Genomic DNA, 20,749 nt, shown 5'->3' with positions numbered 1-20,749 from the left:
AAGATCCTCCTTTATAAAAAGGTGACTAGTCACCTAATATATTCGCTCCAACTGCCTTTTCCACGTTTTTATTTAAGTTCTTCATACCAATACCAAGAGTTCCCTTGTTAGATGGGATAACTATAATGGCTGGTATTAACTCATCATTATATCTTTCGATTGTCTTTGGTATTTTTGCTGCAAGATCCTCTGTGATATAAATTACACCATAATCTTCCTTTGCAAGACTATCTACCAGACTTCTCGCTTCCTTATCTTCATAGGCAACAAAGACTTCTATGCCTATTGCCTTAAAAGATAAAACCGAGTCCTTGTCTCCAACAACTGCAATTTTATACATAACTATCACGCAACTTTTCTCTTATAAATTCACCATCAAGTCCGTTTAATTTAGAAACCAAAATAATTCTTAGGTTTTTAATTTCCATTTCCTTTGCCAAGACATTAGCAAAAATAACTTCTGGACCATAGGTGATGTATTTTACATCCTTAATAAGGTCTATAAAGTAATTGTCCATCTCCCTCTCAAAGTTTGATAGGCTTCCCTTTTCTTTAAAATCGTCAAGACCATCCTTTATATACTTATAAATATCAAGCCTCTTGAAGGCTTCAGTATCTGAAGAAATTTCCCTATTTAATAAATCAAGATAGGCTTCTTCTCTTAGCTTACCTCCAGGAAGGATAATGTTTCTTAAAAATTCCACATCCTTTTCCTGTTTTTTTGCCCTGAGAAGGGTCCTAATATTTGTAAAATCAATTAGATTTTTTGCGTAATTTATAAATAGGTCAACTTCAGATTCTTCTGCAAGGTCAAGTAGGTCCTTAAAGTAGGCATTATCAAGATATATATCAATAATTTGAGGGTCCTTCTTTTCTTCGTAGACTTCCTCAATTTTTCCTATAAGTTCAAAATATTTATTTCTCTTGCTACCCTTTAAGATTCCATCTCTATATTCCTTGATATCAAAGCCGCCAAATGCCATAAAGAGGTCCTTTAAGTCTTCTCCCCCAATCTTTTCCTTAATTAGGACCTTTAGATTGTGGTAGAAGTATTTTAAAGTAACTAGGTCAACTGGGATTCTTGATGGGGAAATGTCATAGACCTCATTATAGAACCTCGTGAGCTCCTCTTTTAAGATGACTTCATATTCTGTGGGAGAAGATATTTTATTTATAAACTTGTTGTAAACTGTATCAGATAGAGATCTAAGTGCGTCTTCCAAAGTATCTTGTTCAGATATTCTTATAAAGTTCTCACTTTTTAAAAGTTCCTTTTCCAAAACTCTTAGCCTTGTGGAACTTTGGATAAATTTATTTCTATCCATTAAATCACCTTTTCCTCTTAACTGAATAGTTTTTCAGCTAAAAATTTCTCTAAGTCTTCTCTCTCAGATTTTACAAGAGACCTAAAATCTCCATTGTAAATTAAATTATCCTTGTTAAGGACAAAGCCACTCTTTAAATCCTTATCAGATATTTTAAAGCCAAGGTCTTCCTTTTCTACAGCATCCCTATATTTTTGGGGAATATCAATAGTACCACCCTTAAGGTTTTCATCTCCTAAGTTGTTTTTTAAGAATTTTACAAAATCATCTTCAGACAGATTTTCAAGTTCACTTACAACTTTTTCAAGGACCTCGTCTATTATCCTGTTTTTTTCAGATAAGATTTTATCCCTTGCCTTAAGTTCTTCTGATGACTTAGATCTCTTTAAGATGTCTTCTCTTTCTCTTTCAGCAATCTCGCCTATTTTGTTGGCGAGAAATCTGCCTTCTTCTTCTCTATTTTCTATAATAGTTTTTTCTTTTTCTTCAGCTTCTTTTATTATGAGTTGGGCCTTTTCCTCTGCATCCTTAATTATTTTGTTTAAAATATTTTCAAGTCCTGCCATAGTATCACCTAGGCTCTGAATAGGATAAAGAATGAAATTGCAAAGGCAAGAATAGCGTAAAGCTCAACCATTACTGCAAAGATAATACCCTTTGCTTGTTGTTCTTCGTTTTTAGCAAGGATGTTGATACCTGCAACAGATACCTTACCTTGAGCAACTGCAGATACAAGTCCTGCAAGACCAATTACGGCACCACTTGCTAGGTACATAAATCCTGTGTTAATTGGTGTATCAACAGCAAGTCTAAATAAAATAAATAGTCCAATTACAAAACCGTAAAGACCTTGTGTACCTGGAAGCAATTGAAGTACAAGGGACTTACCAAATTTTTCTGGTTCGTCAATTACTACTCCAGCAGCAGCTTCCCCTGCCATACCTACTCCCTTAGCTGATCCTGCACCAGAAAGTGCTACTGCTAAAAAAATTCCAATTGATCCTAAAATCAATCCGCCATATTCTTCCATTAGTCCATTAAACATATTAATCCTCCTAGTCTATATTAAAGTAATCTGAATTTTCTATCATTTTTTTGAAAGGTATGCCTCCACCTTCATAGAATTTATTAAACATTTCTACATAAGTAAGCCTTGCTGTATGAACATAGGCTGACAAATAAGAAAGAAAGGCATTAAATAATTGGAATACCACAAAAATTACTATGGCAAATAATTTGCCCAATAAGTTTGATTCAAAAAGCATTCCTGCAATCATATTTATGGCAAGTCCCAGGAAGGAACCTGATAAAACTAGCGCCATAAGTCTTAGGTAAGATACAAAGTCTCCAAGATAAGATGTGATTCCGTAAAGAGAATAAACTCCCCAACCAATCTTTGCTCCCCTCGACTTTTCTTCCCTGCCACCTGTTGCAACAATTCCAACCATGCCAATAATCATTATAATCATGAGTAACTTGCCATAAGGTGCAACTTGTGGAAGGACCTTTCCAAGTATAAATCCAATGGCTCCCAAAACTGCCATATACCAAAATCCTACATCGTATAGGGCATCCTTTGGCTTGCCGTCACGTATATTCATATAAGCCCTGATACCAAGACCGAAGAATATGTGGATTCCGCCTAGGATAACTGAAATGATTACCAAGAGAGTAGAGTCCTCTGCTGGGTCAATAAGGCTTGGCAATTCAATAATTCCTCCAAAGAAGGACCCGAATACTAATCCAAATATAATTGTGGAAATAGATAGGTAGTTGAAAAACTTGAAAAACCTTCTCTTCTTATCTGTTAGATTAAATTTCTTTAAGGTAAAGAATGTTGCCAAAAATACTAGCAAACCATAACCAAAGTCGCCAACCATTATCCCTGCAAATATAAAATAAAAAGGTGCAAAGAAAGGTGTTGGGTCTATTTCATTATATCTAGGCATGGAGTACATTTCTGTCATAATCTCAAAGGGACTTACAAAGGCGTTATTCTTTAGTAATATTGGCACCTCTTTTGAATCCCTATCTGGTTCTTCAGCCCTTAAATAGTAGTTGTCCTTGCAAACTTTTTGGATTTCCTTTTCCAAATCACTTAGTTTATCTTCTGGAACGTAACCCTCAATTAGGTTTACTTCAGTAGTTTTCAAAAACTTCCTCTCAGACATTATTTTTATCTTTTCATTCCTGTAATGTTCATAAGAGTACTTAAAGTCTTCTAGGTATTTTAAATAAGTCCTTAATTCATCTTCGATTTTATTGTTCTTTTCAAAAAGTAAATCTTTATCTTTCTCATAGGATCCTATTGTCTCCTTTACTTTTCCATCTGACTTGATATTTATAGGAGTGAATCCATAACTTGTCATGAGAGTCTTAATTTCATCATCTATGGATTTTTCAACTATCATCAAATAATAGTTAAAGTTTTTGTCCTTAGAAACTCTTTCAAGGTAGACCAAGTCATTTTTTATAACATCTCCCTCAAAGTTTTCTGCATGATTTGATGATACTGTTCCTGTGTAAATGTTTACATAACCCAGCTTACTTAAATCTTTTAAGGAAGATGATAGGTCCTCCCAAGGTTTTAACTCTGCAATTTTTGAATCAATATTTTGAATCTTGCTCTTGTTTTTATCTTTTTTATCTACAAGGGTCCTTATCTCTCCATCAATTTTTTCAAAGGGGAAAGTCATGGCTCTTGCCGTAAGTTCTTCAAGGCTTATATTACTAACCCCATCCTTCATGGCCTTTATCGGGTTTTCCTTGTCCTTAAACTTAAATAATAAATCAATATCTTCCTTGGATCTCTTGATTTTGTCATCAATTTCAATTAAATCTTCTGATGACCTAGGTCTTGTGAAATCATCTTCTGAAAACTTGTCCTCATCAAAATCAGACTCGTCAATGTGAACATAGTTAAACTTTTGAAATTTATTTATCAAATTTTCCCTGTTCTCATCAAAGATAAAGAGTTTGAATTTTTTCATCTTAACTATTGCCATTATTCACAATCCTCTCTACCACTGACTTTACAATTTCAGCTTCTTTGCCTTTAGAATTTTTTGAAATTTCAGCAATTTTTTTATCTGCCTCTTCACCTATTGGTTTAATAGCTTCCTCAGCTTCAAGTCTTGCCTTTTCAAGATAGGCATCCTTTCTACTGCCAGCTTCATCAACTATTTTTTGATAGGCTTCTTCGGCTTTCTCTTTTGCCTTTTTCATAATTTCCTTGGCTTTAACTTCAGCATCGCCAATTATTTTTTTTGCCTCAGCTTCAGTGTCTTTAACTTTTTTTACTGCATCATCTGACACTAAATCACCTCCAGTGTAAAATCTTTCACAAATTAATTATATCACTTGTTAAAACTATATTTAACTAAATATTTTTAATCTTTAAATTGTATATAGCTTACTGTTACCCTACTTATGATTATTTATTTAAAATTTAGTAAAAAAGTAAATATTAAATTCAATTTTGTGAATAAAAGTAACTGGATTTATAAAAATAATATAACAAAATAAAAAGATTTTTTCCTAAATAAAAAACCACCTCTCGCGAAGTGGTTAGCTAATAAATTTAATTTTTTAGAATGTTTTGAAAGGCTGTCATGTTGTAGATTTTTGAAACTAATAAAATTGAAATTAGTTTGTCTGCATAGTCTGTAATAATTTGAATTATAAATACTATTAAAAAGTCTGGCAAGTCCATCACAGCACGAAGGGCTTGTACTATATAGGATGAACCAGCAGTTGTAACAGTACCAAAGAGATAGGTTGCAATTAGTGCTGATGAAATTGCAGCAGGAATTGACATAAAAGGAGTGAGATAGAATTTGGACATATAGTCATCTCGCTTTAAAAATTCAAAATAACCTGCAGTGAAGCCAACGATTAATTGAGTTGGCATAAAGTATAGGGCAATTGGATCACCTATTGTATTTGCAAAGGCTGTTACAAGTCCTGCTAAAACACCAAAGATTGGTCCAAAGGCAAAGCCTGCCATAATAGTTCCAATGGAGTCAAGATAAATTGGAAGCTTAACAGCTACTCCAATCCAAGACCCCACCATATTGATAGCTATACAAAGTGCCAAGAGGGTGATTTTTTTTGTTGAAAACTTCATAGTAAATCACCTAAGACATCAATGTCTACTTCTTCGCCAGTTATTAGCTCTATGAAATCTCTCCAGACTTCAAAGACTTCTATCCCTTCATATATAATTACATTTTTTTCTTTTTTCATAAAGTCCATGGCATCCACCATAAGCATACCTCTTGCAGGTCCATCACAAATGCAGTCTGCATGATAGGTCCTTCCCAAAAATAAATCTGGATTTCTCTCTAAAAGAATTGTGAGGGGATCATTTATCACAGACCCAATAATTTTTTCGTACTTCCAGTGGAAATCCATGTAGAAGTTTGTAATTTTTTCTAAAAAGTTTCCAACTTCAAAATTTAATCTCTTAATGTAAGCAAGTATGCTTGGTGTTAATACAAATTCCCTTGTGACATCAAGAGGTACAATTTCAATTTTTATCAGTGCATTTTTAATTACATAGTCTGCTGCCTCTGGATCAACATAAAAGTTAAACTCTGCCACAGGACTCATATTGCCAAAGCTCTTGAAGTTTCCACCCATTACAATTATCCTAGTGTCCTTAAAGGCCTCCCTATCTTTTTCAAGTGCCCTTGCAAGGTTAGTTAGGGGTCCCAGAGCAAAAATTGTCAAGTCGCCCTTCCTTGCTTCCTCAATTAAAAAGTCAATGGCATCTCCATCAACTTCTTTCTCATCATAGTCTAAATAAGTTTCACCAAGTCCATCTTGACCATGGGTGTCCTCTGCATTAATAAATTCCTTGCAAAGGGGACCTTCTGAGCCCATGTAGATTTTAAAATCTTTCTTTAAAAACTTCATAAGCCTTAGGACATTTTTTCTTCCCTTTTCAATATGAACATTTCCTGAAACTAAAGAAATCCCGAGAATTTTATATTCCTTTACCATGCTGGCTAGCATAAGAGCAATGGAATCATCAATCCCGGGATCTGCGTCAATAATAATTTTCTTCATAATAACCTCCATTTCTTTGGAGAACAATTAGTTTTTTATACTTGGAGTTCCCGAACAAGTGAGATAAATTATACCTTATTTTTATTAAATAGACAAGCTTTTGTCTATAAAGTATAATTGACTTAGGCAAAATTAAAAAATTTTACACTGGAGTGATTAAATGAAAAAACTATTTAAAATCCTAATTCTATTTGCAGTGGCACTAAGCCTTTTCGCCTGCAATAAAAAAACCGAAAACAATTCAAAGGATGCAAATTCTAAAGAAGCTACAGGAAAAACTGCATCAGCAATTAACTTAAAGGACATGCCAATTGAAAAGTTTGACTTCCAAACTCTTGAAATTGAAAAGGGAGACATTATAAAGTCTGAAGATTTTTATAAGGAAAAACCTCTTACACTTGTAAATGTTTGGGGTACTTTCTGTGGACCTTGCAAAGAAGAGATGCCAGACCTTGCTGCACTTCACGAAGAATACAAGGACAAGATCAATTTTCTTGGGGTAGTTGTCGATACTAATGCAAGTATGGATACAAATGTTGAAGAAGCTCACGAAATTATCAAGAAGGCTGGTGTTACTTACACAAATATTATGCCAAATCCAACAACAGAAGATAGCCTTGTTAATATAACTGCAATGCCAACTACATTTTTTGTAAATTCTGAAGGAATGGTCCTAGGTGGCTTCGTAGGTAAAAAAGACAAAGACTCAATTGCAGCTACAATTGACAAATTATTAGAAGAAAATAAGTAATTTTTTGCTCATAATAATTTACAAACTTATAAAAAATTACTAAGTCAAAAAAATCATTAGCTTGTAAAAATTTACAAAGTCATAAGAAATTACTAGCTTGTAAAAATTTATTAAGAGATGGGAAACCATCTCTTTTTTGTTTTATCAACTGACTCTTAATCAGTGGTCCTTATTAATTTTATTAAAGTCTTAATATGTTGTTAATCTTTCGCTAATGGGTATTTAATAAGAGATAGGAGGATTAAATATGATTTATGATTATAAAGTAGAAAAACAAGATGGTTCTTTTTTAGATTTAAAAGATTTAAAGGGTAAAGTTATCCTAATAGTTAATACTGCAACAAGATGTGGCTTTACACCACAATACAATGACTTGCAAGACCTTTATGAAAAATACCACGACAAGGGACTTGAAATAATTGACATACCTTGCAACCAATTTAAGGAACAAGCTCCAGAAAGTGATGAGGAAATAACAAAATTCTGCCAATTGAATTTTAATATTGAGTTTCCACAAATGAAAAAAGCTGAAGTTAATGGAGAAAATGAACTTGAACTCTACAAATTTTTAAAATCTCAAAAGGGCTTTGAAGGCTTTGGTCATAGTCCAAAGGCACTTGCCATGGCTACTCTTTTAAAGACTAGGGACAAGGACTACAAGAACAACCCAGATATAAAATGGAACTTTACAAAGTTCTTAGTTGATAGAGATGGCAATGTAGTTGAGAGATTTGAACTAACTGCAAAGATGAATTTTGTTGATGAAAAAATTTCTGAATTAATATAATTTTTTCTGATTAATTTTTATTTATTATGTAACAAGAACTCCTGTAATTAATTTTACAGAAGCTCTTGTATTTTATTCTTTAACCACCTATGTAAGGTGATCTTTGTTTAAAAGTTTGCACAAAAAAGAGGGAGTCTTAACTCCCTCTAATTTTTTTATTTTGTTAGCCAAGGATTAGTCAAGAATCTTTGATACTACTCCTGATGCTACTGTTCTTCCACCTTCACGAATTGCGAATCTTAGTCCTTCGTCCATTGCGATTGGTGTGATTAGTGTTACTGTAAATGTTGAGTTGTCTCCTGGCATTACCATTTCTACTCCGTCTGCTAGTTGGATGTCTCCTGTTACGTCTGTTGTTCTGAAGTAGAATTGTGGTCTGTATCCGTTAAAGAATGGTGTGTGTCTTCCACCTTCTTCTTTTGTTAGTACGTATACTTCTGCTTCAAATTTTGTGTGTGGTTTGATTGTTCCTGGTGCTGCTAGGACTTGTCCTCTTTGGATTTCTTCTCTTTGTACTCCTCTTAGTAGGGCTCCTATGTTGTCTCCTGCTTCTGCTAGGTCTAGTTGTTTTCTAAACATTTCTACACCTGTTACTACTACTTGTCTGCTTTCGTCTGTTAAGCCTACTAGTTCTACTGTGTCTCCTACTTTTACTACACCTTGTTCTACTCTTCCTGTTGCTACTGTTCCTCTTCCTGTGATTGAGAATACGTCTTCGATTGGCATTAGGAATGGGTGTTCTGTATCTCTTACTGGTGTTGGAATGTATTCGTCTACTTCTTCCATTAGTTTTACGATTTTGTCTCCCCATTCTCCCTCTGGATCTTCTAGGGCTTTTAATGCTGATCCTACTACGATTGGTGTGTTGTCTCCATCAAAGTCGTATTCACTTAGTAGGTCTCTTACTTCCATTTCTACTAATTCAATTAGTTCTGGATCGTCTACTTGGTCTTCTTTGTTTAGGAATACTACTATCTTTGGTACACCAACTTGACGAGCTAGTAGGATGTGTTCTCTTGTTTGTGGCATTGGTCCATCTGCTGCTGATACTACTAGGATTGCTCCGTCCATTTGTGCTGCTCCTGTGATCATGTTCTTTACATAGTCAGCGTGTCCTGGGCAGTCTACGTGTGCGTAGTGTCTGTTTGGTGTTTCGTATTCTACGTGTGATGTTGAGATTGTGATTCCTCTTTCTCTTTCTTCTGGTGCCTTGTCTATGTGTGCGTAGTCTACGAATTCTCCTCCGCCGTATCTCTTGTTCATTACAAGTGTGATTGCAGCTGTTAGTGTTGTCTTACCGTGGTCAACGTGACCAATTGTTCCAATGTTTACGTGTGGTTTATTTCTTTCAAATTTTGCTTTTGCCATTATTAATCCTCCTATTTATTATTTTTTCTTTTTATCTCCAACTACTTCTTCAGCAATTGATGCAGGTACTTCTTCGTAGTGATCAAATATCATTGAGTAGTTTGCTCTTCCTTGTGTATTTGAACGAAGGCTTGTTGCGTAACCAAACATTTCTGCTAGTGGTACATAAGCTGTAACGATTTGAGCTCCAGCTACAAGTTCCATACCTTCCATTCTACCACGTCTTGAGTTAATATCACCGATTACATCTCCCATGTATTCTTCTGGAGTTGTAACTTCAACCTTCATTGTTGGTTCAAGAAGTACTGGATCAGCTTTTGCAAGAGCATCTCTTACTGCCATAGATCCGGCAATCTTAAATGCCATTTCTGAAGAGTCGACTTCATGGTAAGAACCATCATAAAGAGTTACCTTAACATCAAGAACTTCGTATCCCCCAATGATACCAGATTGAAGTGCTTCTTCGATACCTTGTTGAGTTGGTCCAATAAATTCCTTAGGAATTGCACCACCAACGATGGCATTTTCGAATACAAATCCAGCGCCTGGTTCGTTTGGTTCGATTCTAATCTTAGCGTGACCATATTGTCCACGACCACCTGATTGACGAGCGTATTTAGCTTCACCTTCAGCAGCTTTTCTAATACCTTCTCTATAAGATACTTGTGGATTACCAATATTAGCCTCTACCTTAAATTCTCTTAGTAGTCTATCAACGATGATATCAAGGTGAAGTTCACCCATACCAGCGATAATAGTTTGACCAGTTTCTTCATCAGTGTATGTTTTGAAAGTTGGGTCTTCTTCTGCAAGTTTTGCAAGAGCAAGAGCCATCTTATCTTGAGAAGCTTTAGTCTTTGGTTCAATTGCTACAGAGATAACTGGGTCTGGGAATTCCATATTTTCAAGAATAACTTGATTCTTTTCATCACAAAGAGTATCACCAGTACTTGTGTCTTTAAGACCAACAGCTGCTGCGATTTCTCCTGCGTGGATTTCTTCGATTTCTTCTCTCTTGTTAGCGTGCATTTGAAGAATTCTTCCGATTCTTTCTCTCTTACCCTTTGCAGAGTTCATAACATAAGAACCTGCTTTAAGAACTCCAGAGTAAACTCTAAAGTAAGCAAGCTTACCAACGTATGGGTCAGTTACGATTTTGAATGCAAGAGCTGAGAATGGTTCATCATCAGATGCGTGTCTATCAACTTCATTTCCATCAGCATCAGTACCAATAATTGCAGGTACATCAATAGGAGATGGGAGGTAATCAATAATTGCATCTAATAGAAGTTGTACACCCTTGTTCTTGTAAGAAGAACCACAAGATACTGGAGTAATCTTAACAGCAAGAGTACCCTTTCTTATAGCTTTCTTAAGAAGTTCTTTGTCGATTTCTTCACCTTCAAGATAAGCCATCATTAGATCTTCATCAAATTCAGATGCAACTTCAATTAAGTTTTCTCTATATTTTGTTGCAACTTCCATGTACTCTTCAGGAACATCTGTAATTTCGATTTCCTTACCAAGTTCATCCTTGTAAATTTCTGCTTTCATTTCAACAAGGTCAATCATTCCTATGAAAGTATCTTCTGCTCCCATTGGAATTTGAATTGGAACAGGGTTACCCTTTAGCTTCTTGTCAATAGTATCAACAGATCTAAAGAAGTCTGCACCTGTAACGTCCATCTTGTTGATGTGTGCGATTCTTGGAACATGGTATTTGTCTGCTTGTCTCCAAACAGTTTCAGATTGAGGTTCTACACCACTTTTTGCATCAAAAAGTGCAACAGCACCATCAAGTACTCTTAGAGATCTTTCAACTTCAACTGTGAAGTCAACGTGTCCCGGAGTATCAATGATATTAAGTCTGTAGCCCTTCCAGTGACATGTAGTAGCTGCAGAAGTAATTGTGATACCTCTTTCTTGTTCTTGTTCCATCCAGTCCATTTGTGCTCCACCGTCGTGAGTTTCACCGATTTTGTGAATCTTACCAGCGTAGAAAAGAATACGTTCTGTAGTAGTAGTCTTTCCAGCATCAATATGGGCCATAATACCGATATTTCTATATTTACTTAATGGTATTTCGCGAGCCATAAATTCCTCCCCTTATTACCATCTATAGTGAGCAAATGCCTTGTTAGCTTCTGCTGTTCTATGCATTTCATCTTTTCTCTTAACACTTCCGCCTAAACCGTTAGATGCGTCTAAAATTTCTTTTGCAAGTCTTTCGTGCATTGTCTTTTCGCCTCTTACTCTTGCATATTTAACTAACCATCTAAGGCCTAGAGTTTGGCGTCTTTCCGGTCTTACTTCCATTGGTACTTGGTAAGTAGCACCGCCTATTCTTCTTCCCTTTACTTCAAGTACAGGCATTACATTGTTAAGTGCCTTGTAAAATACTTCAAGTGCGTCTTCTCCAGTTTGTTCTGCAATTGTTTCAAGTGCTCCGTATACAATTTTTTGAGCAGTACCTTTTTTACCGTCAAGCATAACATTGTTTATAAGCTTAGTGATAACCACATCAGCATATACTGGATCAGCCATAACTTCACGTTTTTGGATATGTCCTTTTCTTGGCATAACTTCCCTCCTTAACTATTTTTCAGTCGATTCATTGGTACTCAGGTTGAGCCCGTAAGCCAAAAATCTATAAAATCTCATGTAAAATTCTATCAATTTTTAGGTTTCTTAGTACCATATTTAGATCTAGATTGCTTTCTGTCTGTAACTCCAGCTGTATCAAGAGTACCTCTTACGATATGGTATCTAACACCTGGTAAATCCTTTACTCTTCCACCACGGATTAAAACAACACTGTGTTCTTGTAGGTTGTGTCCGATTCCTGGAATGTAAGCCATAACTTCGTATCCATTTGTTAAACGAACTCTGGCAACTTTTCTAAGAGCTGAATTCGGTTTCTTAGGTGTTACTGTTCTTACTGCAACACAAACTCCTCTTTTTTGTGGAGAATTAACTTCAGTTTCAACTTTTTTAAGTGTGTCATAGTTTACATCAAGAGCTGGTGATTTAGATTTACTGTGAATTTTCTTTCTACCATTTCTTACTAATTGGTTAATTGTAGGCATTAATTGCACCTCCTGTTTTATTAATAGTATTGGACATTTCAAAGACTACCTGCATTTAGGTAGTCTTTCCGTCTCAAATACTCATCAATTTTATCATTAGATAATCACTAAGTCAACAAAAAAATATGAGAAATTGGCGAAATTTCCATATTTTTTGAGAATTAATGATTTTATTTTAAATTTACATAAATTTATCCAGTTAAAAAACAAACCTATCTGCATTTACAAGATTATAAATTATAAAGAAAGCTTGAGATAGGATAAATATTCCATCTATAATAGTAAAAACTTTTCTGTAATTGTCTTTCTTTATAAAAATTGTCCTAAGATTCTTTATTAAAAAATATATATTAACAATAAAAAATCCTATTAACAAATAAATCATAGTACTAATATAAGCTGACCTGTTGAAGTTTTCTATTACAGTCCCATCTTTTAAAGTTAGGAAAAATATAATTTGATAAATTGTAAAAATTATGCAAATCGAAATAGTAATAACTTTTAAATACTTTTCCTTTTCATAAGTTTCAAAGTCAGACTTAAATAATTTAAGAAAAATATTTATAAATATGTAGCCTCCTATACAGTATAGAATCAACTTGTTTCTTGAATAAATGGAATTAATCCAAAAAAGAAGCAGTATTGTACTGGCATTATAGTAATCTAAAAGTTTTTCTCCCCTGCTAAGTTTTTTATTAAAAAATCTTTTATTTGATAATTTTTCAAAAATTATAAAAAATATTAAGGCTAGAAAAGTTCCAATAAGAGCATTCCTCATTCCTTCTGTCATTTCTTTCTCCTTTAACTCCCAAAGTTTTACATCCTATCGAGATAAAAATCAAACCTTTTAATATTAATGAAATTATAGATTGTAAAGGCTACAAAAATTATTATAAATAAAATTTGTAAAGTGATAAAAAGCTTCCTGTAAGTATCCTTATCATTAAATAATATAGTCAGTGATTTTTTTGAAAAATAATAGCTAAGCCACAAAATAGCTAAAACAAAGCATGGCAAAATAATTGAAAACTCATTTTTTGCAAAGGAGTCAATCCTATGGCCATCTTCAAGGGTTATAGAAAATATTAGTTAATAAATTATAAGTACAACTTGAACAATAATTGTCGTTATTTTATAAAGTCTAGGATCATCCTTGTACTTGTTTTTCAAAATATCTTCTGTCAAAGTTTTATATACAAAATACGCTACAAGACCAAACACTACTAGATAAAAATATAGTTTATTTTGGCAAAAAATCATTGAAAGCCACATTTCAATAACTGTAAAAGCATAAGTATAGGTCCTCATTACATCGCTATTGTCAATTTCTATTCCCTTGTTCTTCTTGTACTTGTCTGCAATTGGAATAATTGAACAAAAAATAATCGTTCCTATAAAAAATATAATTAAATTTCCCATAATTCCTCTCCTGATGTTTCTTGATAATCTTCACTTTCTACATAAAAATCAAAGCGGTCGACATTTTTTATATTATAGGCACTTCCTAAAGCTAATACCAAAATCAAAATAATTTCTGAAATAATAAAAGCTCTTCTCCAAATATCTTTTTCAAATAAAATTCTTTTTAAAACTTTCAAGTCTAAAATAATTCTAATGTAGCTAACAAAAAAAATTGAAATTATTAAAATTTTTCGAAAGTCACTTTTGTTGTATGAATAAACAGTAGCTCCATCTTCTAATTCTAAAAAACTAAGACTTGCTAATAATATAAAAGATATTGAAATAAATAAAACCCTCCACTTAGGCTCATTTTTATTTTCCAATAACTTGCTTCCCCTTTTGCTATCTGTGTAAAGTTTATAAATAGCCCAAATCACAAAATAAACAAATATGCTAACCATAATCGCAAGCCCAATATTTTGATAAATTTTAAAGTAAAATTGTAAGATTAAAAAATTGCTCATTAGAAAGGAATATATTATATCATTCTTAGAGTCTTTTTCTTCTTTCTTATCTTCTCTTATGTAAATAAAAGTGACTAAGGCTGATGTAAAAATTGCCACTAAAACATATCTTGAAAATTCGCTCATTAATCCACCTCAAAAATGTTTTGTTAATATAAAACTTTTCCTTCTTAATTTATTATAGAACCCCACTCATAAATTGTAAAAAAGTTAATAAAAATCAAAAATCAATTCCTAAATTTTTTAAGTTATCTTCAAGAGAAAAAATCTTTTTGCCATCTTTTGTAATTTCTGACTTTGAATAAAGTAAAGACTTAATTACAGATTCTTCAACTGACTCTGCACAAGCCCTAAAGGCATCATCTAATAAGTCTTCTTTTATAATTTTAATTTCTTCAAAATTATTCTCTCTAATCTTATTGGCAGTTGAAAAGGCAAGTACAATGTCTCCTGATCCATGACCCAAGTATGATCCTACATTTCCAAGACCAATTGTCGCCCTCTTTGATAGTCTCTTTAATTGTCTTGAACTAAGGGGCAAGTCTGTTGCAAGGACTATAATAATTGAACCCTTGTCCTTATCATCCCTCTTTTCCTTGGACCTTAAATACATTTCACGTCCTATGGGTCTTCCTTCTATCTTTAGGTCTTTTATCCTGCCAAAATTTGACAAGACAAGACTGCCTAGGGTGTAGTCCTCTCCCTCTATTTCAATAATTCTTGATGATGATCCAATTCCACTTTTGAGGTTAAAGGAAATCATTCCAGTTCCCGCTCCAACTGACCCTTCTTCAAAATCTTCTTTTATATTTTTAAGAGCCTCTAGGACATTTTCTTCTTTTACATGAAGGCCCCTCATGTCATTTATAACTCCATCGTTGCATTCTGTGACAATAATGTTTGGTGCTCCAGCCTTGTCGCCCACATTTTCATACTTATCTATCATCCACTTCATCGAAGAGTCAAGCACTCTTCCAAGGCTCATAGTGTTAGTCATAAAAATTGGTGACTCAAGAGTCCCCAACTCTTCAAGTTGAACAAGACCAAGACTTTTTCCATAGCCGTTAATTATGTAAGAGCTTGCTAAGAGTTTTTCATTAAAGACATCACCATCATGGGGCATGATACATGTCACTCCAGTTTTTATTTTTCCATCCCTAATAGTTGAGTGACCAACCTTAACTCCCTTAACGTCAGATATTTTATTAAGTCGTCCCTTCCTGCTATCCTTAAAAATTTCAAAAGTCATAAACATCCTCCTCTTAAAGAAATTATATCAGATAAATTTTATAATTTAATAAGATAAATTAGGACATAAAAAAAGTCCCAGCCGAAGCTGAGACAAAATTTTATTTTTAATTGTTTCTTTCGTAAGGAATACCATCTGCTGATGGTGCTCTTGATCCCTTTACAAAAATTATTAATACAAGAAGTGTTATTGCATAAGGAATCATAGAAAGTAGGTTTGTATCGATTTTTATTCCAATGGAGCCAAGGAAAACTGAAAGTCCTTGAGCAAAACCAAAGAGTAGGCAAGCAAGCATAGCTCCTTGTGGTTTCCATCCGCCAAAGATTACTGCAGCAAGGGCAATAAAGCCTTGACCAGAGATAAGTGTTTCCCTGTAGTTGGATACAACTGCAAGGGACATTGAAGCTCCACCAAGTCCTGCTAAAAATCCAGATGCTAGTACGCAAATGTATTTGATTTTGTAAGCATCTACTCCAAGAGTTTCTGCCGCCTTAGGGTATTCTCCAACTGCTCTTATCCTTAGACCAAGTCTAGTCTTGTAAAGTATAAAATAAACTACAAAGACAAGAACGAAGGCAAGGTAAACTGATGCATATTGTGAGAATACAATATCAAAAAATTTGCTTATGCCCTTTCCACCACCAGACTTAAAAACTTTTCCAAATAAGATTGGAAGTTTGTTTTCATAAGGTATGGACTTTGACATAGCTGCTCCATCAAAGAAGAGCCTACAAAGGAAAAGTGAAAGTCCCGGTCCAATTAAGTTAATAGCAATACCACTTACAACGTGGTCTGCCGCAAAGTTAACTGTGGCTATGGCGTGAAGAAGGGCTACTAACATTCCACCAAGTCCTCCACACAAGAATGCCAACCAAGGATTGCCTAGGTAGTAACCAACAATGGAACCAACAACTGCTCCTATGGACATCATTCCTTCAAGTCCTATGTTTACAACACCAGAGTTTTCAGATAAGACGCCTCCAAGGGCTGTATAAATAAGGGGAGCTGAATATAAAAGTGTTATTGATAAAATACTTGCTAAGCTTAAAAGTGAACTATTCATTTGCTCCTCCTTTTTCTAATTTTTTTCCATCCTTCTTTGACCACTTAGTAAAGAAGAATTTTATAATATCCAAAAGTTTTGGCATTGCAATAAATAGAATCATAATACCAATAATAATTTTTACGACTTCTGAATAAGTTCCTATTGTAGTAAGCTTTCCTCCACCATAAGTTAAGCCTGCATAAAGAAGGGCTGCTGGGATTGTGCCTAGTGGGTTGTTGCCTGCTATAAGGGCAACTGCCATTCCATCAAAGCCGTAGCCTTCTTGGGCTGCCATAATTCCAATGTCGCCAGAGACACCAAGAACAGTTATCGCACCAGCAAGTCCTGCCAAGATTCCTGCAATACCCATGGATTTTACAATAGATTTATTGATGTCAATTCCACCGTATTCAGCTGCCTTTTCATTGAAACCAACAGCACGAAGTTCATAACCAAGTGTAGTTTTCTTTAGGATATACCAAACTACTAGGGCTGCAACAATGGCAATTACTATACCAAAGTTTAGAGGTGGATTTAAAATATCCTTTAAAAATTTGTGTTGAGCAAGAAAAGCTCTACCAGATTCACTCATCTTCCAAGCACCAGCAATTTTTATGCTGGCAGAGTCCTTAATTGGATAAGAGTTATCTGATTCAATTGACCTTAAGATTGGAAAACTCAAAAGATAATTGCTTAAATAAAAGCCAATCCAGTTCATCATAATAGACGATATAACTTCATTAACTTGAAATTTTGCCTTTAATATTCCAACTATAGCTCCCCAAAGATAACCACAAAGAGCTCCAACTAATAGAGCTACAAGTCCGTGAATTACTGGAGGAAGGTCCAACAAAAGTCCAACGACAAGGGCTCCAATGGAACCAACTATGTATTGACCTTCGGCACCAATATTAAATAGGCCTGTGTTGAAGGCAAAGGCAACTGAAAGTCCTGTTAAAATTAAAGGCACAGCCTTTACTATTGTCCAGGAAATATACTTAGGCTTTCCAAAGGCACCCAAGAAGATTACCTTATAGGCCTCAACTGGATTTGTTCCACTAATTAAAAGTATAATTGAACCAATTATTATCCCAAGTACAATGGCAAGAATTGTGTATATAAACCTATTTCTCTTCATTTTTACCTCCTGCCATATATAGCCCTAGCTCTCTTTCATTAGTTTCCTTCGCATCAAAAGTCTTTAGGATTTTTCCATTATAAATAACAGAAATCCTATCAGATAGGGCAAGAATTTCATCAAGTTCAAAGGAGATGAGAAGGACTGCCTTCCCCTTGTCCCTTTGCTTTATCAAGAAATTCCTAATGTATTCAATGGCACCAACATCTAGCCCCCTAGTTGGTTGGGCTGCAATAAGAAGATCTGGATCTCCAGAAATCTCCCTTGCAATAATAACCTTTTGTTGGTTACCACCAGAAAGGGCGCCTGCAAATTGTTTAATGTTTCTTGGTCTTATATCGTAGTCCTCTGAAAGGTCGACTGCATTTTTTTCAATATTAGGAAAGTCCAAGATTCCCTTTTTAGAAAACTTGTCCTTGTAGTATTCCTTTAAGATAATATTTTCTGCAACAGAAAAATCTAGGACAAGTCCTCGAAGTTGCCTATCTTCTGGAATTGAGTTTAAGCCTCTTTCAATAATATCCCTTGGAGTATGATTTAAAATTTCTTCTCCCTTAAAGATTACAGAACCAGCTTCTGCCTTTTTAAGACCAGTGAGAGTTTCAATTAGTTCAGATTGACCATTTCCATCAACACCTGCAATACCATGAATTTCTCCAGCCTTGATGTCGAGATTTAAGTCATCTAACTTTTTGACCTTCCTAATATCTCTTGCAGTTAACCCCTTGATATCAAGAATTGTGTCACCAGAACTAGCATCTGCCTTATTAACATCTAGGTGAACAGCTCTTCCCACCATCATATCAGCAAGTTCAGATTCACTTACATCAGCAACATTAACTGTATCAATCTTTTTACCACGTCTAATAATTGTACACCTATTAGCAACCTGTTTAATTTCCTTTAGCTTGTGGGTGATAATAATTATAGACTTGCCTTCCTTGGCAAGATTTTTTATTATTTCGATTAATTCAGTGATTTCTTGAGGAGTCAAAACAGCAGTTGGCTCATCAAAAATCAATATATCGGCACCCCTATACAAAACCTTAAGTATTTCCACCTTTTGTTGAGTCCCAACAGTTATGTCTTGGATCCTTGCATCGGGATCAATTTTAAAACCATATTTTTCAGAAAGGGCAACTACATCTTCCCTTGCCTTCTTTATGTCCACCTTGATTCCCTTCATGGGCTCCATGCCAAGAATAATATTTTCAACAACAGTGAAGGGTTCAATAAGCATAAAGTGCTGGTGAACCATACCTAGTCCTGCCTTTATGGCATCATTAGGATCCTTAAATTCTTTTTTTTCATCATTTATATAAATCTCACCTGATGTAGGAGAACTTAAGCCGTAAAGCATGTTCATAAGAGTAGTCTTTCCGGCACCGTTTTCTCCAAGAAGAGAATGGATTTCTCCCCTCCTAATATCAAGATCAATTTCGTCGTTCGCCACGAAGTCACCAAACATTTTGGTAATCTTCTCCATCCTTACGACTAAGTCTTTGTTATTAGTTTCCAAATACAAACGCTCCTTTGTTATGTTAAATAAATTATACCAAAGAATTGGGCAATTTTGAAATAATTTGCAATAAAAAAGTCATCTCAAAGATGACTCCTAAGAGATGACTTTTTAAACTTATTTGTATTGGTTGTAAGTTTCTTCGTTGTAAGGAACTTTGATTTCGCCAGAAATAATTTTCTTAGTTATTTCGTCAACTTTCTTTAAAACTTCAGGCTTAACATTCTTGTCAGAAGTTGGTGCAATACCTACTGCTCCATCATCAGCTAGACCAAGTTCAACAGTTTTTCCACCTTGGAACTTACCTTCTTGCATATCTTTTACAACTTGGTAAACAGCAACATCGCCATTCTTCATTGCAGAAGTTAATACATTTTCAGGAGCTCTGTCGCTTTGGTCTCTATCAACACCAATTACCCACTTGCCAGCTTCTTTAGCAGCTTCGATAACACCTTCGCCTGCTCCACCAGCTGCGTGGAATACTACGTCAGCACCGTTTTGGTACATAGTAGCAGTGATTGATTTACCCTTTTGTGCATCAGAGAAGTTACCAACATATTGGCTAAGAACTTCGATGTTAACGCCTCTTTCCTTAGCTGCGTAATCAACACCAGCCTTGTAACCATATTCGAATCCCCAAATAATGTTACCTTCTTGACCACCAACGAAACCAACCTTGTTAGTTTCAGTAGTCATACCAGCAATATAACCAACTAGGAAAGAAGGTTCTTGTGCCCTAAACATAATTCCAAGTAGATTTGAAGGAGCTTCAACCTTATTACCATCTTTGTCAACTGTAACGTCAACGTCAACTATTGCATAATTAGTTTCTGGGTACATTTTAGCAGCTTCAGTTACTGCTCCACCCATTTTGAAACCAGCACCAACAATAAGGTTTTTGTTTTTGTCAGCAAAAGTTTCTAGGTTAGGAGAGTAGTCCTTAGTGTCCTTAGATTCAACATAGTCAGCCTTGATTCCAAGTTCTTTTTGTGCCTTTTGAAGTCCTTCCCAAACTCCTTGGTTAAAGGATTGGTCATTAACTCCACCTTCATCAGTTACAAAACCAACGTCAATATCTGACTTAGCTTCAGCTGTTTTTTTAGTAGCGTTTCCATCTGCTTCTTTTTTGTTGCCTCCACCACAAGCAACAAGTGTCATTGCAATCAATAACACTGAAAGTAATGTAAGTTTCTTCTTCATTTATAATCCTCCTATAATTATTTAAGTAAATTATATATTAAATCCCCTCTTATTTCAATTTCAAAAAAAATAGTTTTCCTATTTTTTTACAATTTTTATTTACTTTGTAAATATTTATTAAGTCATAAGAGTTGAATTCTTTATACGACTTTATAAGTTTATGAAAATTTATAAGTTTATGAAAATTTATAAGTTTATGATTCATCACTAAATAAGAGAAATTTATTTTTTAATTTTCACCAAGGTCTAAACTTTTATTAAAAATTTAAAACAAAAAAAGTCCAAT

At 34.5% G+C, this 20,749-nt stretch carries 22 protein-coding genes; 2 read left to right on the top strand and 20 right to left on the bottom strand.

The genetic code is table 11. The features are described from left to right. Positions 1-25: 25 nt before the first annotated feature. The 8 genes from CAN42_RS04975 to CAN42_RS04940 form a co-directional block, all read right to left on the bottom strand. Positions 26-340, bottom strand: a complete 315-nt coding sequence (locus tag CAN42_RS04975) for a V-type ATP synthase subunit F (RefSeq protein WP_062571699.1) — start codon at positions 338-340, stop codon at positions 26-28. After that, entirely contained in the window at positions 333-1,325 is a 993-nt protein-coding gene (locus tag CAN42_RS04970; RefSeq protein ID WP_085875790.1) for a V-type ATP synthase subunit C, read from the bottom strand. The genes CAN42_RS04975 and CAN42_RS04970 overlap by 8 nt, the downstream gene beginning before the upstream one ends. 17 nt (positions 1,326-1,342) lie before the next feature. Further along, the gene (locus tag CAN42_RS04965) at positions 1,343-1,891 is read right to left on the bottom strand and encodes a V-type ATP synthase subunit E (protein WP_085875789.1); all 549 of its coding nucleotides are present in this window, start codon (positions 1,889-1,891) and stop codon (positions 1,343-1,345) included. A gap of 8 nt (positions 1,892-1,899) precedes the next feature. Then, positions 1,900-2,370, bottom strand: coding sequence for a V-type ATP synthase subunit K (locus CAN42_RS04960; protein ID WP_197415059.1), 471 nt, complete (start codon positions 2,368-2,370; stop codon positions 1,900-1,902). A gap of 10 nt (positions 2,371-2,380) precedes the next feature. Further along, positions 2,381-4,330, bottom strand: a complete 1,950-nt coding sequence (locus CAN42_RS04955; RefSeq protein ID WP_085875788.1) for a V-type ATP synthase subunit I — start codon at positions 4,328-4,330, stop codon at positions 2,381-2,383. Then, positions 4,317-4,640, bottom strand: a complete 324-nt coding sequence (locus CAN42_RS04950) for a hypothetical protein (RefSeq protein WP_062571703.1) — start codon at positions 4,638-4,640, stop codon at positions 4,317-4,319. Before CAN42_RS04950 ends, CAN42_RS04955 begins: the two co-directional genes overlap by 14 nt. A gap of 265 nt (positions 4,641-4,905) precedes the next feature. Then, positions 4,906-5,451, bottom strand: coding sequence for an ECF transporter S component (locus CAN42_RS04945; RefSeq protein ID WP_085875787.1), 546 nt, complete (start codon positions 5,449-5,451; stop codon positions 4,906-4,908). Further along, complete coding sequence (locus tag CAN42_RS04940; RefSeq protein WP_085875786.1) at positions 5,448-6,395, bottom strand: nucleoside hydrolase; 948 nt, start codon at positions 6,393-6,395, stop codon at positions 5,448-5,450. The genes CAN42_RS04945 and CAN42_RS04940 overlap by 4 nt, the downstream gene beginning before the upstream one ends. Before the next feature lie 160 nt (positions 6,396-6,555). Here CAN42_RS04940 and CAN42_RS04935 point away from each other — a divergent pair, with 160 nt between their 5' ends. Together CAN42_RS04935 and CAN42_RS04930 are read left to right on the top strand one after the other, a co-directional pair. Further along, positions 6,556-7,146: a TlpA family protein disulfide reductase gene (locus CAN42_RS04935; RefSeq protein WP_085875785.1), complete on the top strand. Its 591-nt coding sequence runs from the start codon at positions 6,556-6,558 to the stop codon at positions 7,144-7,146. A 247-nt stretch (positions 7,147-7,393) separates the two neighbouring features. Further along, positions 7,394-7,933 carry a glutathione peroxidase gene (locus tag CAN42_RS04930; RefSeq protein WP_167627558.1) on the top strand — a complete coding sequence of 180 codons (540 nt, stop codon included), beginning with the start codon at positions 7,394-7,396 and terminating at the stop codon, positions 7,931-7,933. A gap of 174 nt (positions 7,934-8,107) precedes the next feature. On the opposite strand, the gene tuf is transcribed toward CAN42_RS04930, so the two are convergent. From tuf to CAN42_RS04870, 12 genes are all read right to left on the bottom strand, one after another. Continuing rightward, positions 8,108-9,301 carry an elongation factor Tu gene (tuf, locus tag CAN42_RS04925; protein ID WP_062571798.1) on the bottom strand — a complete coding sequence of 398 codons (1,194 nt, stop codon included), beginning with the start codon at positions 9,299-9,301 and terminating at the stop codon, positions 8,108-8,110. A gap of 18 nt (positions 9,302-9,319) precedes the next feature. After that, positions 9,320-11,395, bottom strand: a complete 2,076-nt coding sequence (gene fusA, locus CAN42_RS04920) for an elongation factor G (RefSeq protein WP_085875783.1) — start codon at positions 11,393-11,395, stop codon at positions 9,320-9,322. Positions 11,396-11,410: 15 nt separating this feature from the next. Next, the gene (gene rpsG / locus CAN42_RS04915) at positions 11,411-11,881 is read right to left on the bottom strand and encodes a 30S ribosomal protein S7 (protein WP_085875782.1); all 471 of its coding nucleotides are present in this window, start codon (positions 11,879-11,881) and stop codon (positions 11,411-11,413) included. A 92-nt stretch (positions 11,882-11,973) separates the two neighbouring features. Further along, on the bottom strand, positions 11,974-12,387 hold the full coding sequence (gene rpsL, locus CAN42_RS04910) for a 30S ribosomal protein S12 (protein WP_019124174.1): 414 nt from the start codon (positions 12,385-12,387) through the stop codon (positions 11,974-11,976). A 199-nt stretch (positions 12,388-12,586) separates the two neighbouring features. After that, positions 12,587-13,177, bottom strand: coding sequence for a hypothetical protein (locus CAN42_RS04905; RefSeq protein ID WP_085875781.1), 591 nt, complete (start codon positions 13,175-13,177; stop codon positions 12,587-12,589). A 299-nt stretch (positions 13,178-13,476) separates the two neighbouring features. Continuing rightward, entirely contained in the window at positions 13,477-13,806 is a 330-nt protein-coding gene (locus CAN42_RS09100) for a hypothetical protein (RefSeq protein ID WP_245149847.1), read from the bottom strand. Then, positions 13,794-14,438, bottom strand: coding sequence for a hypothetical protein (locus CAN42_RS04895; protein WP_085875780.1), 645 nt, complete (start codon positions 14,436-14,438; stop codon positions 13,794-13,796). Before CAN42_RS04895 ends, CAN42_RS09100 begins: the two co-directional genes overlap by 13 nt. Before the next feature lie 94 nt (positions 14,439-14,532). Beyond that, positions 14,533-15,561 (bottom strand): DmpA family aminopeptidase, encoded by a 1,029-nt coding sequence (locus tag CAN42_RS04890; RefSeq protein WP_085875779.1) that lies wholly within the window; start codon positions 15,559-15,561, stop codon positions 14,533-14,535. A gap of 106 nt (positions 15,562-15,667) precedes the next feature. Then, positions 15,668-16,624, bottom strand: a complete 957-nt coding sequence (locus tag CAN42_RS04885) for an ABC transporter permease (protein ID WP_085875778.1) — start codon at positions 16,622-16,624, stop codon at positions 15,668-15,670. Next, on the bottom strand, positions 16,617-17,744 hold the full coding sequence (locus tag CAN42_RS04880) for an ABC transporter permease (protein WP_085875777.1): 1,128 nt from the start codon (positions 17,742-17,744) through the stop codon (positions 16,617-16,619). The genes CAN42_RS04885 and CAN42_RS04880 overlap by 8 nt, the downstream gene beginning before the upstream one ends. Next, entirely contained in the window at positions 17,731-19,263 is a 1,533-nt protein-coding gene (locus CAN42_RS04875) for an ABC transporter ATP-binding protein (protein ID WP_085875776.1), read from the bottom strand. Before CAN42_RS04875 ends, CAN42_RS04880 begins: the two co-directional genes overlap by 14 nt. 117 nt (positions 19,264-19,380) lie before the next feature. Further along, the gene (locus tag CAN42_RS04870; RefSeq protein ID WP_085875775.1) at positions 19,381-20,463 is read right to left on the bottom strand and encodes a BMP family lipoprotein; all 1,083 of its coding nucleotides are present in this window, start codon (positions 20,461-20,463) and stop codon (positions 19,381-19,383) included. Between the last annotated feature and the right edge of the window lie 286 nt (positions 20,464-20,749).

It is taken from the genome of Peptoniphilus vaginalis, assembly GCF_900176605.1.
Taxonomy (GTDB): Bacteria; Bacillota; Clostridia; order Tissierellales; family Peptoniphilaceae; genus Peptoniphilus_A; species Peptoniphilus_A vaginalis.
Note: the sequence above shows the minus strand (reverse complement) of the source record. Positions and strands in the feature narration are given on the sequence as shown.